The sequence below is a fragment of the Chryseobacterium sp. SNU WT5 genome (assembly GCF_007362475.1).
In the GTDB taxonomy this organism is placed as follows: Bacteria; Bacteroidota; Bacteroidia; order Flavobacteriales; family Weeksellaceae; genus Kaistella.
In genome coordinates, this window is record NZ_CP041687.1 from 1,869,918 (window position 1) to 1,884,387 (window position 14,470).

Sequence of the window (14,470 nt, forward strand, 5' to 3'; positions counted from 1 at the left end):
CTTATGTTCTTTTTTTATTTTTGCGTCTTTTTCTTAACTCTTCTTCGGCAGGGTCTCTCCCTGTTCCTCCCGACGGTTTGGTGAATTGGAAAATCAGGTCGTCTATGGTTCTATCCAGTTCCTTGGAAAGATTTTCATCTCTACTTTCCGGTGTCAATTCTTTGCTTGGATTGAGGAATTTTTGATAGGCATTCTCTCCAATTAAGTTTTCCAATGAACCCACATAATGCAGTTTGGAGTGGACGGCATAATATTTTCCATCTTCCGATTTTATGAGGTGGACATCCTTGTTATTCTGTGTTTCGACATAATCCTTTACCTCGTTTTTTATGGCGTTGAAAACCTCCCTGTTCTTTATTTTCTTAGACTCGAAAAGCATAAATTCTATTATAGCGTTTTCGGGATTCTGGCGTTTCAGATGCTCCATTAATATTTGTTTTGAAAAACTGTCCGCCAGATTATAGTCCTTTAGACTTTCAAAAAGTTTCTTGTCAATTTTCTCATCGGTCATCTCAAACAGGTCGTCCATCTTCATGATCTCACTTCCCTTGAACACCTTTCCCGATTTGTGGTCGATGATGCTGTATCCGAAGGGTTTCTGTCCGTCCTTGTGGTGGAAGACCACATCCAGTCCGTAGATGTCCCGCAATTTTTTCTGGAGCTCGCTCTCGAACTCTATCTTGGGTTTCCAATGGTCGCTGTGCCTTTCTTCCGGTAGCAGTGATTCCTGCGCCCTTCTGTCCTCTACCTTGAAGACTTTATTGGAACAGAGGTCTTTGTATTTGCTCAAAATGGCTTTCAGCTGTCTCATTCGTCCGTTGTCCGAATTGGGGGTAAAACTGATTTGGTTACCGTGGATGGTTTTAAGTTTTACCCCGTTCTTCAGAATGGAAAAGTCATTTTCATCATTTGTGTCTTTAGTTAGTTTGAACCCGCTTCTTTCAAGCAGGAGTTCCAGTTGGCTGAGTGAAGCAATTTGATAGTTTAGCAGTTTTTCTAATTTTTCCTCGGAACTTACTCCGTATCGTTTTTCTAGTGTATCTGCCAATGCTTTTTGGGCTTTCAAGCGTTCGTAACTGTCGTTGATTTTCTTTCCGGTCTGCTTGTCAACCCTTGTGGAGACGATATGGACGTGGTTGTTCTCGGTGTCGCTGTGGTAAACAACTATGAACGGCTGTTTTCCGTAGCCCATTTCCTGCATGAAGTCTTTGGCGATTTCGGTGATTTCTTCCTTGCCATGATTCTGATATTTTGCAGAAATGACGGCGTGGAACTGTGGTTTCTTTACCTTCTCATTTTTTGAAATGGATTTGAAGTAGTCCCGAACCTGCTCCGGACTGCTTTCCCCATTGATGAAGGAGGGAAAGTTTTTCATCAGCATCAGTTCTCCTGTTCCTTTCTCCATCTTTTTGTCGTTGTACTGAACGCCGTGAAAATCCGAGCCTGAAGCAGGAATAATCTTGACAATCATTTTGCGAGCATTTCATAGATCTTTTCGAAGATTTGGTTTTGCTGCTTCTTCAATTTGGCGATTTCTGAAAGCTTTGCGGTGAAGTTTTTCAGTTCTGATTCCGAAATAAACTTTTGTCCGTTTGCAATTTTCGCTACCTGGTTGATGTTGGTCTCTATCTTGATGAAGACGTTGTCTTGTTTTTCAATGAACGCCAGTATCTGTCTTCTTTCGTTGTCTAAAATTCTGTTCTCAACTGATGCCGTCAGTAAGTCGGTCAATGTGAGGTTTCTGTCTTTGCATATTTTTTTCCAGTCCTGTTTTTTGGTTTTGGATATTCTGAATTTTATGTAGTCTTCTTTTTCCATTAAGGACTTTGTTGAATCATCAATTAGGGCAGATAAGGCTTGATCCAGTTGGAATATCCTTGAACTTCTCCGTAGGTGTAGTAGGATGTGGACATTGCGTTTAGGGAGGTTTGCGGAATCTGGATGCTGTAATTCTCCAGCAGGGCTGGAAAATATTGCGTGGAATTTTCCGTATGCAGTAAGACAATCTGGTTGGGAATGTATCCGATGTCGCTGTAGATGCTCGCAATGCTGATGAAGGCGTTTCCCGTAATCGGTGCGGAATCAGAAGACCTGTACATCTGAAACCATACATTTACAATTCCCTGTACTTTTCTGAACAAAACCGCTCCCTTTAGTCCTCCGAAATTTTTGGTTCCGATGGTGTAATATTTTGAGGAGGTAAGATAGGCGTGGCTATTTCCCGAATAGTTTACAGGGGCGGACCAAGTTGAAGTTGCTGTCAGTGCGGCGGTGCTGTTGGGATCGAAGGTGAGTACAATTCTGTATTCGACAGGCTGTTTCTCCTTTGCGAAATTCTGCCATACGTTGCCGTCAAAATAATACATTCCTGATTCTGAAATATTGATGACCTGCCCCGAAAGATTGGAAGCCGGAGCGGTGGCAAATACAACCGCACCTTTTTTTGCCTGTGTGTAAAACTTGTTCGCCAACTGGTCGCCCGTTATCCTTGGAGGAATAATCCCGTCATGATGTGAGGTGTCGTTTGGTTTTCCTACTACATCAAAAGTAGTTTCGGGTGTCTGTGTGTTTATTCCGACCTGCGCATTGAGGTTGATGGCAAAAAGTGTCAGGAGAACATAGAGGGTTGCTTTCATTTTTTTGATTAAAATTTCTGTTGCAAAATTGGGACATCAAATCCGTGAAAACAATAGTGTTCATGGGGCGTGGGCTAAATAAGAACAATTTAGACGAGTTTAGATTCTCCGAAGATTAAAAAAGAATAATTTAGACGAGTTTAGATGCTTGAACCAGATTTGGTGATTAAAAAAAACAAGTTCCGCCGTTTTTTCCCCTTTTGCAAAAAGGCAAGACCGTCTTTGTCCCAAAACTTGAAAAGTTTGTGGGTACAAAGACACATCTTGCAACAAAAGTTTACTGATTTTTTTAGAGGTCTGAAAAGGTTCCTCGAATGCTTATATTAGGGTTGTTTTGCGGTTTTTTATGATAAAGTTGCTTTGGAAGGAAAAAAACATGGAAAACGGGGAGAATTGAGGTGTAACTTTTCTACCCACGTTTGCGAGTAGGATGTGGCTGATTTACGCAGGTTGCATGATAACCTGTAGCTAAATTACCCAACTTATTGAAAAAGATAAGTTTATTTGGTGCAGGTTTTGAAGGAAGGTGTGTCTTTTTATCATTGAAATTTTTGTCAGAATGCTTATCATTTAGGAAAATGTAGGGTGGGTCTATTTTACCCAGGTTGATTTTGAACTTGTGTCTATTTTTCGCAGGTGGTTACTTTGGGAGTGCATATTTAACAAAAGAATCGGAAGGACTGAAAATTCTGTAGATGATTATTTCAGAGTTATTTTTTAGATTTTAGTTTAGATAATCTTGGAATTAAAAATAATGAAAAAGATTCTCTTGGAAATGGGCTTTTTTACGCGGCTTTGTGATTGGGATGTGCCCAATTTACGCAGGTTGAAAAATTGCCTGTGGTTAAATCAGGCAGGTTTTTGAAAAAGATGACTTTATTTGTTGAGAATTTGCACTAATAATGCACGGAAATCCCTCGTTTCTGTAAGAAATCTTAGCATTAACAATTATTTTTTTAAAAAAAACATCAAGCTTGATACCCCAACAATTTCCTAATTTGATAGAAAAACCTTTCAATTAGCCTTAAATCCTCGGTGACAATCTCGGCACTTCCTTTGAGCTCTCTGTCAAATGGCAACTTTTTCCCAAAAGAAGTCCGCAATCCTTTTGGAAGCAAAACGTCAACATAATAGTTCCCTTTATCATCTGGAGTAAGAGAAATGTTTTGGACCTTGCCTTCAACGATTCCATATTCTTGGTATCGGTAATTATCAAGCTTTACTAAAACCTTTTGATTTGGTTTAACTTTACCGGAATTCACTGATGGAATCAACATCCGACCAACAACTAATTCCTTATCATTGGGTAGAACAGACATCACAATATCACCGGGTTTTACAAATTGGTTCTCGCCCCAAAATTGTTGGAAACTAACTACTCCTTCAGTAGAAGAAATAATGAGATAATTTTGTTCCCATTGTCTCAGTGATTTTCTTAGCTGTTCAAATAATTGGAGCGTTTGGGAGCTGTATGTAATCTTATCTTTCTCAGTATTTATTGATGCACCGCTTTTGGTTTTATTTAGATTTGAAACCGCTTCCTGCATCTGTGACAATGTTATATTGATATTTTTCAAATTTTGTTCTGCCTGTAGAAATTTTGTTTTTTCATTTTCTAGTTCCATCGCGGCAATTACACCTTGATTGAACAATTCTTGGGAGCGCAAGTATTTTTTTTGGTAAGGTCAAATTTTGTAACTTCTAAGTTCCGCTGCTGTTGTAATGTAGCAATCCTTGCCCTGTATTCCCCAAGACTTTGGTTTGCTGCAATATTTTCAGGAGCATAGGGCTTAAGACGAGTAAAAAGTTTTTCATCCTGCAATGCTTTTGCAAAACTATTGTATTCTCCCTGTATTTCGCCAAGTTTGAAGGTTGATGCCTGTTGAGTAGGGAAGTAGAGAACTTGTGATGATGACATTGAATCAACTATATCTTTTAGAGCTAGAATATCCTTGTAATCAGCAGCTGACTGAAGCACCATCATGACTTGATTTTTATTTACAGACTGATGATCTTTCACTAAAATTTTTTCAATTTTAGAATTTGTTCTTGCTTCAAGTTTTTCAGGTGGATTTTTGGAAGTTACGACTATGGGGGCAGGTATAAACTCAGGATATTTAATTACATAACTCATCAAGAGAACCATCAGGAGAATGACGAAAATTACCGTGTTTCCCCATCGAATCATCCAATGTGGCGGCTGCGTGAGAATATCCTGCACGTTTTCTGAACGTAGTTCAAGATTGTCTAATATGTCTTTTTCCTTTTCCAATTTATTATTAAATTTACTGATTATCCGTTTATGCACCTGTTATATTCGCAATTACTAGTCTGTCAAAGAGTTTGTCTCCAAAATACCGTCTGTTTAATTTGTAAATAAACTCGTTGAGATACAACTGTAAGTATTTCCTTTTGATTTTATGGTAGTTGCCCAGCAATGTCCGTTTTGCATTACTGATTGCGATATGCACCCATTTGAGTGTTTCCTTGGTGGTTTTGGCGTCTGATTTCTCGGTGACGTGCAATTCCACCAGATCGGAGATGTCAACGTAAGAAGTGCTTTTGTCCGAAAATACGATGGCATCATCCTCCATGCAGTCCCTGACCACGCCGTTGATTCCTTCACTTTGATGGCTATCCAGTACCCTGGCCTTGAAATAACGCACATGCTTCTCCTTTTTGCCCGTTTCGATATCTTCCAACGGGGTGCTTTCGGCCATCACCGCAACGTTCTGCTTTCCCTCGGCTCCCCGGCCACGTGTACCCTTGCCTCGCTCGATTTCCTTACTGGCCACCGAAAAGTTAACGAATTCTTGCGGTTTCTTTCAGCGCCGCCAATACCGCCAGCCCGTCGCGCAAGGGGCGCGGCTCGTGTGTGCGGATGAAGTCAGCTCCACCTGCGGCGGCGGCAAGCTCTGCAGCGAGTGTCGCGGCCCCGACATCCCCCGGACCACGGCCTGTGAGCGCGCGCAGAAAGGATTTGCGCGAAACAGACAGAAGCACCGGCAAATCGAAGCGCAGCCGCAATTCATCGAACCGCGCCAGCACCGAGAGCGAGGTTTCGGGAGCAGCCCCCAGAAAAAACCCCATGCCGGGATCAAGGACAAGGCGGTTGCGTTTGATACCGGCACCCGTCAGCGCCGCGATGCGCGCGTCAAAGAACGCCGCAATGTGATCCATGATGTCGCCAGCGGGTGCCTCGCGCCGATCTGCCTGCCCGTCTTGCACCGAATGCATAACGACGAGTTTGGCAGATGATTTCGCCAATTGCGGATAGAACGCAGCGTCTGGAAAACCGCGAATATCATTGAGATAGGCCACACCACGCGACAAGGCATAGGCTTGCGTCGCGGGTTGATAACTGTCGAGCGAGACGGGAATGCCATCTGCCTTGAGCGCGTCCAGCACCGGCGCGATACGCGCGATTTCTGTGTCGGACGAAACAGGCGCGGCGTCGGGATTGCTGGATGCCGGACCGAGGTCGATCACATCTGCCCCCTCGGCCATCAGCTTACGCGCCTGCGCAATGGCTGCGTCTGGCGCCAGATACCGGCCTCCATCGGAGAAACTGTCCGAGGTTATGTTGACGATGCCGAAAATGATGAGCGATTTATTCATGGGGGCTTCTATAATAATACCTAAAATCCGCAGGTAGTTAATTAGGATGTTTAAAGATTCTGATTATCCGTTTATGCACCTGTTATATTCGCAATTACTATTCTGTCAAAGAGTTTGTCTCCAAAATACCGTCTGTTTAATTTGTAAATAAACTCGTTGAGATACAACTGTAAGTATTTCCTTTTGATTTTATGGTAGTTGCCCAGCAATGTCCGTTTTGCATTACTGATTGCGATATGCACCCATTTGAGTGTTTCCTTGGTGGTTTTGGCGTCTGATTTCTCGGTGACGTGCAATTCCACCAGATCGGAGATGTCAACGTAAGAAGTGCTTTTGTCCGAAAATACGATGGCATCATCCTCCATGCAGTCCCTGACCACGCCGTTGATTCCTTCACTTTGATGGCTATCCAGTACCCTGGCCTTGAAATAACGCACATGCTTCTCCTTTTTGCCCGTTTCGATATCTTCCAACGGGGTGCTTTCGGCCATCACCGCAACGTTCTGCTTTCCCTCGGCTCCCCGGCCACGTGTACCCTTGCCTCGCTCGATTTCCTTACTGGCCACCGAAAAGTAACCCTCATCCAGTTCTATCATCCCTTCCAGTGTATACCTTGCATCCCGGTTGCCCATCGCCCTGCGGAGTTTGTGTACCATCGCCCATACCGGTTCGTAACGCTTCAATCCTAATTGCTTCTGGAGTTCGTTGGTGGAGAATCCCTTTTTTGTGCAACTCATCAGGAACATCGTTTTGTACCACACCAGAAACGGCAGCTTGGAGCTCTCCATGATCGTACCGCTGCGCAACGAGGTGCGGAAACGGCAACCTTTGCATTCATAACTCCATTTACCCTGTAACCAATAATGGGAAGTGCCCCCGCATCGCTTGCAGACAACCCCTTCCTTATCACGCTGCTCCTTGAAATGCAAACGACAATCTTCCTCCGAACCGAAATGAGCCGTAAAACTGAATATGTTCATAATCCCTGCTTTTTGAGCGCTAATATACTAAAAATATTAGGTGTGTTTGCGGAGAATCAGATTAAATTTTAAAATGTCCCAAATACGTCATAACAATATCCAAACTCTTTGTATTAACTGTGGAGCCATCATGAATACAATTATCTGTTGGAGCTATATAGTTGGTCCTTAAATCCTCCGTAGATTTTTTTTTTTAGCCATTTCATGAGTTTTTAAAAGGTTAATAAAAACAAAGTTACTAAAACGGCAAATGGGAAAAGCTACCGGAGGTTTAGTTCAACAGCTAAGTTCTTGTTGCGTGCGAATAACGAACAGTGATACCCTATTTAACGGAAGCTTCGGGAGTTTTTTTTCAGCATTATGGGTTTATCGGCGAAGGATTTTAGAGATTTACAGGGGATTTCTGAAAGAGTCTCTTTTTTGGGCGGTTTACCCGTTTTTAGTTAATTTTACAAAGTTACAGATTTAGGCGGTTGTTAAAGCTGCCGAAGCTTTAGTTCAGCGGATCTTTAAGTTATTAATTTCTTTAAAAAAATAGAAAAATCTATAATAAATCTGTTATTTCTCCAATTTATTTTTGGTTTTAAATTGGATCTATACTGTGGAAGAAGTGATGTAAGCAGGGAAGAACAGTCGATTTAAAAAAATCTATAAATGTAATTGTCCGGCAAATGAGTAAAAAAAACTTGGTTGATATCATAGAATTTTCAGAAGAGTTATCTGAACCAATTAAGACACTGAATTACGAGTGGCTTGAAAAATATTTTCGTATAGAAGAAGGTGATGTTGCATCACTTTCAGATCCCCAAAAGCATATCATAGACAAAGGCGGCCATATTTATTATGCTAAACTCAATGGTGAAATTGTTGGTACAGCCTCACTGTTAAAGAAAAGTGAAACGGTTTACGAATTAGGTAAATTGGCTGTCAGCGACAAAGCACAGGGACACGGTATTGGGACAATATTGATTGAACATTGCTTAAATATTGCCAAACAAAAACAAATAACGATACTTATTTTATACTCAAACACAACGTTGCAATCGGCTATTCATTTATTTAGAAAATATGGGTTTGAAGAAGTTGAACTTGAAAGTGGAGTTTACGAAAGAGCAAATATCAAAATGGAGAAACACTTTTAAACAGGAAAGAACAGCCGTTTTAGAAAAAAATTATAAAGAATCCAGCGGACTTTTTATCCTGGACTTTGAAAGGTCTGTCACATGCGTGTAGATTTGGGTGGTTTTAATGGAATTATGCCCAAGGAGCTCCTGAATAAAGCGGATATCGGTTCCTGTTTCCATTAAGTGAGTGGCAAAACTGTGGCGCAATCCGTGAATACCGACTTTCTTGCGAATGCCTGCCTTTTCCATCGCCTTCCTAAATACCGCCTGCGCAGACCGTACAGAATATGCCTCGCCTTCTTTACCCTCGAAAAGGTAAACCTTTGGGCGGTAGCTCAGGTAATATTCCCGCAATTCGGGCAGTAAGCTTTGGGGAAGTACGGCGATGCGGTCTTTTTTACCTTTCCCCTGTTCGATGCGCACCAGCATTTCCGCACTGTCGATATCGGAAAGTTTTAACGCTACCACTTCACTCACACGGAGCCCCATGCCGTAACACACTTTCAGAACAAGTGAATGTTTGAGATTTAGTGTGGCAGCTATTATTTTCTTGATTTCAGCTTTGCTGAGCATTTTGGGAAGCAGCAGCTTTTTCTTTGGGCGCGGAATGTCGAAAAACATTTTTTGGCGGTGGAGCACTTGCTCAAAATAAAACTTTACGGCATTCATGCGGCTGTGGATTTCGCTTTCCGAGAGTTTCAGTTTTTCGTGGCAGTAGAGGAAATAAGACCGCAAACGTTCGGGAGAAAGCTCCTGCACGGGATAACTTTTTAGGATGTAGAGCAACTGTGCAAATTCTATGCTGTAAGTGCGTAAGGTATTTTGACTGTACCGCTTCAGCAGGAGATGTTCCTGGAAACGCTGGAACTCCGGCAAATTGACAAGGTGAATTTTGGAGAGTACTGCCTTGCCGGTTATTTTCTCGGGCAGCCCAAAAAGTTTGCGGTAGTGCCTGTTATCGGTAACATACCATTTTTTTTGTGAGGCGGACCACCGTGCTTTTGTGTGTTCGCGCAGAAAGGAAATGAGCTGCCGGTCTTTTTCAAACTGCACCCAAATAACGTTGGAGCCGTTGTGAGTTCCGGAGGAAAACTGAAATCTTTTGTCTGAAAAATCCATACCACCACTGCGTATTTTTTATATATTAAAAAAAGCTAAAATCAGATGGCGTTGGATGTTATCCGCCGCCAATAATTTAAAATACGCAATCCAAATATAGCTATAAAATATTAATATACAAATACTTAATAAAGATTCAAAAAAAATTACGATTTTATGATGCTTGATTCATAAATATTCATATATTTGAGTGTTGGCGGTAATTTGAAGAAACAATTAACAACGAAAAACATTCAAGAAAATGAAGCTATAAGTAACTGTAAGATAGAATAAGAATTGAAATATCCTTTAATACGCAAAGTAGAAAGGGCGATTGTTAATATTAAAAAATTAGAAAATGACACAGTTACAAATGATTGACAAAACAAAGTCAATAGCTCAAAATGATAAAAATATTTCTGCCGTATTTATGTACGGGTCATTTACCAAAAATGAAGGGGACAAATATTCAGATATTGAATTCTACATCTTCTTGAAGGATAAAGAAAATTTTTCCGCTGAAAATTGGGTAAGCCAAATTCATCCTTTGGCATTATATTTTACCAACGAGTATGGAAGTGAAGTTGCCATTTTTGAAAATATGATAAGGGGGGAGTTTCATTTTTTGACAAACGACCAAATGGAAGTTATCAAATCGTGGGACGGTTTGGTAGAGTTTAGCGACTTTGACAAGATGATTTTAGTAGATAAAGAAGATTTATTGACTAACACGCTCAAAGAAATAAAAACTAAAGTACCTGATCGAACAACAAATGAAAATATCCTGTGGTTGAGCCAATCATTGTTGAATGTTTTACTTACAACAAGCAACTTAATTAAACGACAGGAATTTGCTCACGCTTACCAAAGCTTATCAAATGTTCAAAAATATTTACTTTGGTTAATAAGAATTGAAACATACCAAACCAAACATTGGGAAAGTCCAACAAAAAGCTTGGAAAAAGACATAGACCCAGATTGGTATTCGTTATTTCAGGAGACAACATCAGAATTAGATCCGACAGATATTAAAACAGCTTTCAAGAAGACATTAACATTGACTGAAAAACTTTTTGATAATCTTGGAGTTGAAGCAAAATTAAAGGGGGTATTAAGGAGAATTGAATAAAAAAAACTACCGCCAACATTGTATAAGCGTAATGCGGGCTGAACTGCTAAATTTGAGCATTTTTGCTCCTAAGAAACTTTGTGGTGGGCGGACAGTGAATTGCTCCGAAATCCCGCACTACGCTTATACTTGACCGTTATGTGCCATTTTTGAATGACAATGCGAATAGATACAGACAAACAAATGAATTTACTTAGTGATAAGAACGTTGCAATAATTGGTGGTGGACCCGTTGGACTGACTATGGCAAAATTATTACAGCAAAACGGCATAGACGTTTCAGTTTACGAAAGAGACAACGACCGAGAGGCAAGAATTTTTGGTGGAACCCTTGACCTACACAAAGGTTCAGGTCAGGAAGCAATGAAAAAAGCGGGATTGTTACAAACTTATTATGACTTAGCCTTACCAATGGGTGTAAATATTGCTGATGAAAAAGGCAATATTTTATCCACAAAAAATGTAAAGCCCGAAAATCGATTTGACAATCCTGAAATAAACAGAAATGACTTAAGGGCTATCTTGTTGAATAGTTTAGAAAACGACACGGTTATTTGGGATAGAAAACTTGTTATGCTTGAACCTGGTAAGAAGAAGTGGACACTAACTTTTGAGAATAAACCGAGTGAAACAGCAGATTTGGTTATTCTTGCCAATGGCGGGATGTCCAAGGTAAGAAAATTTGTTACCGACACGGAAGTTGAAGAAACAGGTACTTTCAATATACAAGCCGATATTCATCAACCAGAGATAAACTGTCCTGGATTTTTTCAGCTATGCAATGGAAACCGGCTAATGGCATCTCACCAAGGTAATTTATTATTTGCTAACCCCAATAATAATGGTGCATTGCATTTTGGAATAAGTTTTAAAACACCTGATGAATGGAAAAACCAAACGCAGGTAGATTTTCAAAACAGAAATAGTGTCGTTGATTTTCTTCTGAAAGAATTTTCCGATTGGGACGAACGCTACAAAGAATTGATTCATACGACGTTGTCATTTGTAGGATTGGCTACACGGATATTTCCTTTAGAAAAGCCTTGGAAAAGCAAGCGCCCATTACCCATAACAATGATTGGGGATGCCGCACATTTGATGCCGCCTTTTGCAGGGCAGGGAGTAAATAGTGGGTTGGTGGATGCCTTGATATTGTCTGATAATCTAGCCGATGGAAAATTTAATAGCATTGAAGAGGCTGTTAAAAATTATGAACAGCAAATGTTTATCTATGGCAAAGAAGCACAAGAAGAATCAACTCAAAACGAAATTGAAATGTTTAAACCCGACTTTACGTTTCAGCAATTGTTAAATGTATAAAATGGAATAAAACGGCACATAACAAACAAATTGGCAATAGAGCCGGTGAAGTACTTCTATTGAACTTTTGTGCAATGTTGAAGATTAGTAATTCTATTCAACATTTGTGCTAAAAGTCGGCTCCATCGCCAATTTGCCAAACGTTACCTGCAAGCATAAAAAACCAAACCGTAAATTCAAGAAACTAATGAAATCAAAAAGTTTATTTTCTTTTATTGTAACACTTTTCCTTATTTATGGATGTTCGTCTAACAGACAAGCAGATGGAAAATCAAATATTTTGGCTAAGAACGACATAAATATACGGGGCGACTTCCAAAATTATTTTGACAGTTGCGGAGTTGAAGGCACAATTGCTATTTATGACATTAGAAATGATAAATGGATTGTATCGGACACAGTTGGATTAGAAATTGAAACGCTTCCAGCATCTACATTCAAGATTATAAATTTATTGATTGCTCTTGAAACTAATACTATCAAAGATGAAAACGAAATAATAAAATGGGTTGGTAGTACAGATACAGTTAAGTATGGTTATAGACCCGAAATTTATCACGATATGCCAGTCAAAGAAGCCTTTGAATTATCAGCAGGTTGGGTTTTTGTAGAACTTGCAAAGAAAATCGGAAAAGATACCTATAGAAAACACCTCGCAGAGAGCAAGTATGGAAACAATAATTTATCCCAAACTGAAGCCGATTTTTGGAATTTTGGAGACTTTGCAATTTCGCCTAAAAATCAGGTCGAATTTGTAAAATCTTTTTATGAAGAAAAATTACCCTTTTCTAAGCGAAATATTGACATTGTTAAAAACGTAATGATTACGGAACAAAATGAAGAATATACTATAAGGGCTAAGACAGGTTGGACAAGGGAAAATAACATCAATACAGGTTGGTGGACAGGGTACATTGAGACCAAAAATGGGACTTATATTTTTGCAACAAGACTTTTACAAGACAGAAAAATGAAAAGGTCTGATTTCGGAAGTTGCAGAAAAGAAATTACCAAAAAAGTATTTAAAGACTTGAATATAATTTAAAAGAATGCCAGCAGGTAACAGGCGTTTGGCTCAATGGCGGGTGACGTGGTTAATTGAACATTCTACCTCGCATCAACTTTTGTGGTGTATTGACAGTTTTGTGCTCCAAAATCCGCCACTGCGCCAAGCGCCAAACCGTTATGTGAAAGAATAAAACGGCACCTCCAAAAAGAAAGTGCCGTTTCGAAATTAAATTTATAAATTCTCAATCCACTACTTCTGAAACAGTTGATTTTTCTATTAGAAAAATTCCGTCAAAAGCTTCTTCTATTTCAGTTTTTAGGCACATCGAATCAAATCGAATCTTATTACAATTTTTTAATTCCGTACTTCTGTTCATTAGTAAACAGCATTCTTTTCCTCCAAATTCTTGCATAATAAATTCAACAGAATCCGACTCTGGAAAATCAAGTGGAAATTTATCAACCCTAAAGCCAAATTGATAATCATTATCAGGATACAATGCCGCAGTTTCTCCACGTAGATTAGTTATTGCAAATGCTTTATATTTTTCTCCAAAAGTCATCGAAAGTCTTTGCCCCATTGGATAACAACTAATAAATCCATCAAAATCTACCGGAGTTTTTTGAATGTGAGCATTGTGGGCAACCAAAATAATCTTTTTACCAAGTGAATTTTTCAAAAACCAATCAATGCTTTCTGCCATATACTGGTCTTTTGCTCCCATATCTCCTTCAATTCCCCTTTCAGTAATGAAACTTTCCATAGCATCAGCATTATAATTCATATAAATCAAGCCTTTAACTTGATGAACTATCGATTGAAATTCTAAACTTTCTAATTTTGGTTGAAGAGTAATCAAACGAATGTAAACTTTTAATAGCAATGCTTTTAATTCATTATGTTCAGCTTCATCAAAAAGCGATAAATTTAACGCAAGCTGAGAAGTCGAATAGAAATCAAATTTCTCAGCAAGATTTAAAATCTTCTGTAAGACATCAGAAGAAACGATTGAAAGTCTTTGCAAATAATCAGATACAATACGAAAGTTTGGAAAATAAGAACCTCCATTTTTAGGAATATCCACACCTAAAAAGGTAATTTGATTATTATTGTCTTGATTATACCGACGAAGCCATAGCAAAGTATCTTTAAACTCATTTGGATAATAAAAGTGTGACAGTAACTTATCCAAATCGTCGAATGGAATTTGTGATTTTATCCACTTATCAACTTCTAATCCTTCAGAAAAACCAAACTCAAATGCCAAGGTGTCAAAATCACATTCAGTTACTAAAAACTCAATAACTTGATGCCTGAATGTAAAAAACTCTTTTATGAAATGTGAGTTTTCGCCTAAACCAACAATTGTAGAAGAATCAAAATATTCTCGAAATCGAAAAAGACTTTGTTTTATGGATGTATTATTTTCCGAATTAAACGGAAAAGTTAAGGGTTTTATATTTTTCATTATTACCTTATTTTAAATTAAAAATTAACGTACCAAATAGCAACCGTCTCAAAAAGACGATTTAATAATTTACTTTAATTTTTAATTA

General features: G+C 39.2%; 13 protein-coding genes and 1 pseudogene. 4 read left to right on the forward strand and 10 right to left on the reverse strand.

Features of this window, described 5'->3' with window-relative positions:
• Position 1 precedes the first annotated feature (1 nt).
• From FNJ88_RS08940 to FNJ88_RS08970, 8 genes and pseudogenes are all read right to left on the reverse strand, one after another.
• Positions 2 to 1,471, reverse strand: a complete 1,470-nt coding sequence (locus FNJ88_RS08940) for a relaxase/mobilization nuclease domain-containing protein (protein ID WP_024565586.1) — start codon at positions 1,469 to 1,471, stop codon at positions 2 to 4.
• Positions 1,468 to 1,818, reverse strand: a complete 351-nt coding sequence (locus FNJ88_RS08945; protein WP_024565585.1) for a hypothetical protein — start codon at positions 1,816 to 1,818, stop codon at positions 1,468 to 1,470. Before FNJ88_RS08945 ends, FNJ88_RS08940 begins: the two co-directional genes overlap by 4 nt.
• A gap of 23 nt (positions 1,819 to 1,841) precedes the next feature.
• Positions 1,842 to 2,636 (reverse strand): hypothetical protein, encoded by a 795-nt coding sequence (locus FNJ88_RS08950; RefSeq protein WP_024565584.1) that lies wholly within the window; start codon positions 2,634 to 2,636, stop codon positions 1,842 to 1,844.
• A gap of 968 nt (positions 2,637 to 3,604) precedes the next feature.
• The gene (locus FNJ88_RS14445) at positions 3,605 to 4,303 is read right to left on the reverse strand and encodes an HlyD family efflux transporter periplasmic adaptor subunit (RefSeq protein ID WP_228414506.1); all 699 of its coding nucleotides are present in this window, start codon (positions 4,301 to 4,303) and stop codon (positions 3,605 to 3,607) included.
• Positions 4,270 to 4,908, reverse strand: a complete 639-nt coding sequence (locus tag FNJ88_RS14450) for a hypothetical protein (protein ID WP_214649541.1) — start codon at positions 4,906 to 4,908, stop codon at positions 4,270 to 4,272. Before FNJ88_RS14450 ends, FNJ88_RS14445 begins: the two co-directional genes overlap by 34 nt.
• Before the next feature lie 28 nt (positions 4,909 to 4,936).
• Positions 4,937 to 5,437 (reverse strand): annotated as a pseudogene (locus FNJ88_RS08960) (IS1595-like element ISBbi1 family transposase); the annotation flags it as partial.
• 1 nt (position 5,438) lies between these two features.
• Entirely contained in the window at positions 5,439 to 6,254 is an 816-nt protein-coding gene (sul2, locus tag FNJ88_RS08965; RefSeq protein ID WP_001043260.1) for a sulfonamide-resistant dihydropteroate synthase Sul2, read from the reverse strand.
• Positions 6,255 to 6,325: 71 nt separating this feature from the next.
• On the reverse strand, positions 6,326 to 7,234 hold the full coding sequence (locus FNJ88_RS08970) for an IS1595-like element ISBbi1 family transposase (RefSeq protein WP_095073168.1): 909 nt from the start codon (positions 7,232 to 7,234) through the stop codon (positions 6,326 to 6,328).
• Positions 7,235 to 7,905: 671 nt separating this feature from the next.
• Here FNJ88_RS08970 and FNJ88_RS08975 point away from each other — a divergent pair.
• The gene (locus tag FNJ88_RS08975; RefSeq protein ID WP_024565583.1) at positions 7,906 to 8,376 is read left to right on the forward strand and encodes a GNAT family N-acetyltransferase; all 471 of its coding nucleotides are present in this window, start codon (positions 7,906 to 7,908) and stop codon (positions 8,374 to 8,376) included.
• 30 nt (positions 8,377 to 8,406) lie between these two features.
• On the opposite strand, the gene FNJ88_RS08980 is transcribed toward FNJ88_RS08975, so the two are convergent.
• A complete protein-coding gene (locus tag FNJ88_RS08980) occupies positions 8,407 to 9,477 on the reverse strand; it encodes a tyrosine-type recombinase/integrase (protein WP_024567409.1) in 1,071 nt (356 codons plus the stop codon).
• A gap of 337 nt (positions 9,478 to 9,814) precedes the next feature.
• Between FNJ88_RS08980 and lnu(I) the strand changes: the two genes are divergently transcribed.
• The 3 genes from lnu(I) to blaOXA all read left to right on the forward strand — a co-directional run bounded on the left by lnu(I) (position 9,815) and on the right by blaOXA (position 12,950).
• Complete coding sequence (lnu(I), locus tag FNJ88_RS08985; protein WP_008992950.1) at positions 9,815 to 10,585, forward strand: lincosamide nucleotidyltransferase Lnu(I); 771 nt, start codon at positions 9,815 to 9,817, stop codon at positions 10,583 to 10,585.
• Positions 10,586 to 10,738: 153 nt separating this feature from the next.
• Positions 10,739 to 11,905, forward strand: a complete 1,167-nt coding sequence (locus FNJ88_RS08990) for a tetracycline-inactivating monooxygenase Tet(X2) (RefSeq protein ID WP_008651082.1) — start codon at positions 10,739 to 10,741, stop codon at positions 11,903 to 11,905.
• A gap of 187 nt (positions 11,906 to 12,092) precedes the next feature.
• On the forward strand, positions 12,093 to 12,950 hold the full coding sequence (blaOXA, locus tag FNJ88_RS08995) for an OXA-1327 family class D beta-lactamase (protein WP_005938297.1): 858 nt from the start codon (positions 12,093 to 12,095) through the stop codon (positions 12,948 to 12,950).
• Positions 12,951 to 13,155: 205 nt separating this feature from the next.
• Here the strand turns inward: blaOXA and ere(D) are convergent, their stop codons facing one another.
• Positions 13,156 to 14,382 carry an EreD family erythromycin esterase gene (gene ere(D) / locus FNJ88_RS09000; RefSeq protein ID WP_095073170.1) on the reverse strand — a complete coding sequence of 409 codons (1,227 nt, stop codon included), beginning with the start codon at positions 14,380 to 14,382 and terminating at the stop codon, positions 13,156 to 13,158.
• Positions 14,383 to 14,470 lie beyond the last annotated feature (88 nt).

What these genes read in the sequence shown, in the direction of transcription:
- FNJ88_RS08945 (WP_024565585.1), bottom strand. Translation starts at nt 1,818, where the DNA reads ATGGAAAAAGAAGACTACATAAAATTCAGAATATCCAAAACCAAAAAA.
- FNJ88_RS08975 (WP_024565583.1), top strand. Translation starts at nt 7,906, where the DNA reads ATGAGTAAAAAAAACTTGGTTGATATCATAGAATTTTCAGAAGAGTTA.
- FNJ88_RS08940 (WP_024565586.1), bottom strand. Translation starts at nt 1,471, where the DNA reads ATGATTGTCAAGATTATTCCTGCTTCAGGCTCGGATTTTCACGGCGTT.
- FNJ88_RS08980 (WP_024567409.1), bottom strand. Translation starts at nt 9,477, where the DNA reads ATGGATTTTTCAGACAAAAGATTTCAGTTTTCCTCCGGAACTCACAAC.
- FNJ88_RS08990 (WP_008651082.1), top strand. Translation starts at nt 10,739, where the DNA reads ATGACAATGCGAATAGATACAGACAAACAAATGAATTTACTTAGTGAT.
- sul2 (WP_001043260.1), bottom strand. Translation starts at nt 6,254, where the DNA reads ATGAATAAATCGCTCATCATTTTCGGCATCGTCAACATAACCTCGGAC.
- FNJ88_RS08950 (WP_024565584.1), bottom strand. Translation starts at nt 2,636, where the DNA reads ATGAAAGCAACCCTCTATGTTCTCCTGACACTTTTTGCCATCAACCTC.
- FNJ88_RS08970 (WP_095073168.1), bottom strand. Translation starts at nt 7,234, where the DNA reads ATGAACATATTCAGTTTTACGGCTCATTTCGGTTCGGAGGAAGATTGT.
- blaOXA (WP_005938297.1), top strand. Translation starts at nt 12,093, where the DNA reads ATGAAATCAAAAAGTTTATTTTCTTTTATTGTAACACTTTTCCTTATT.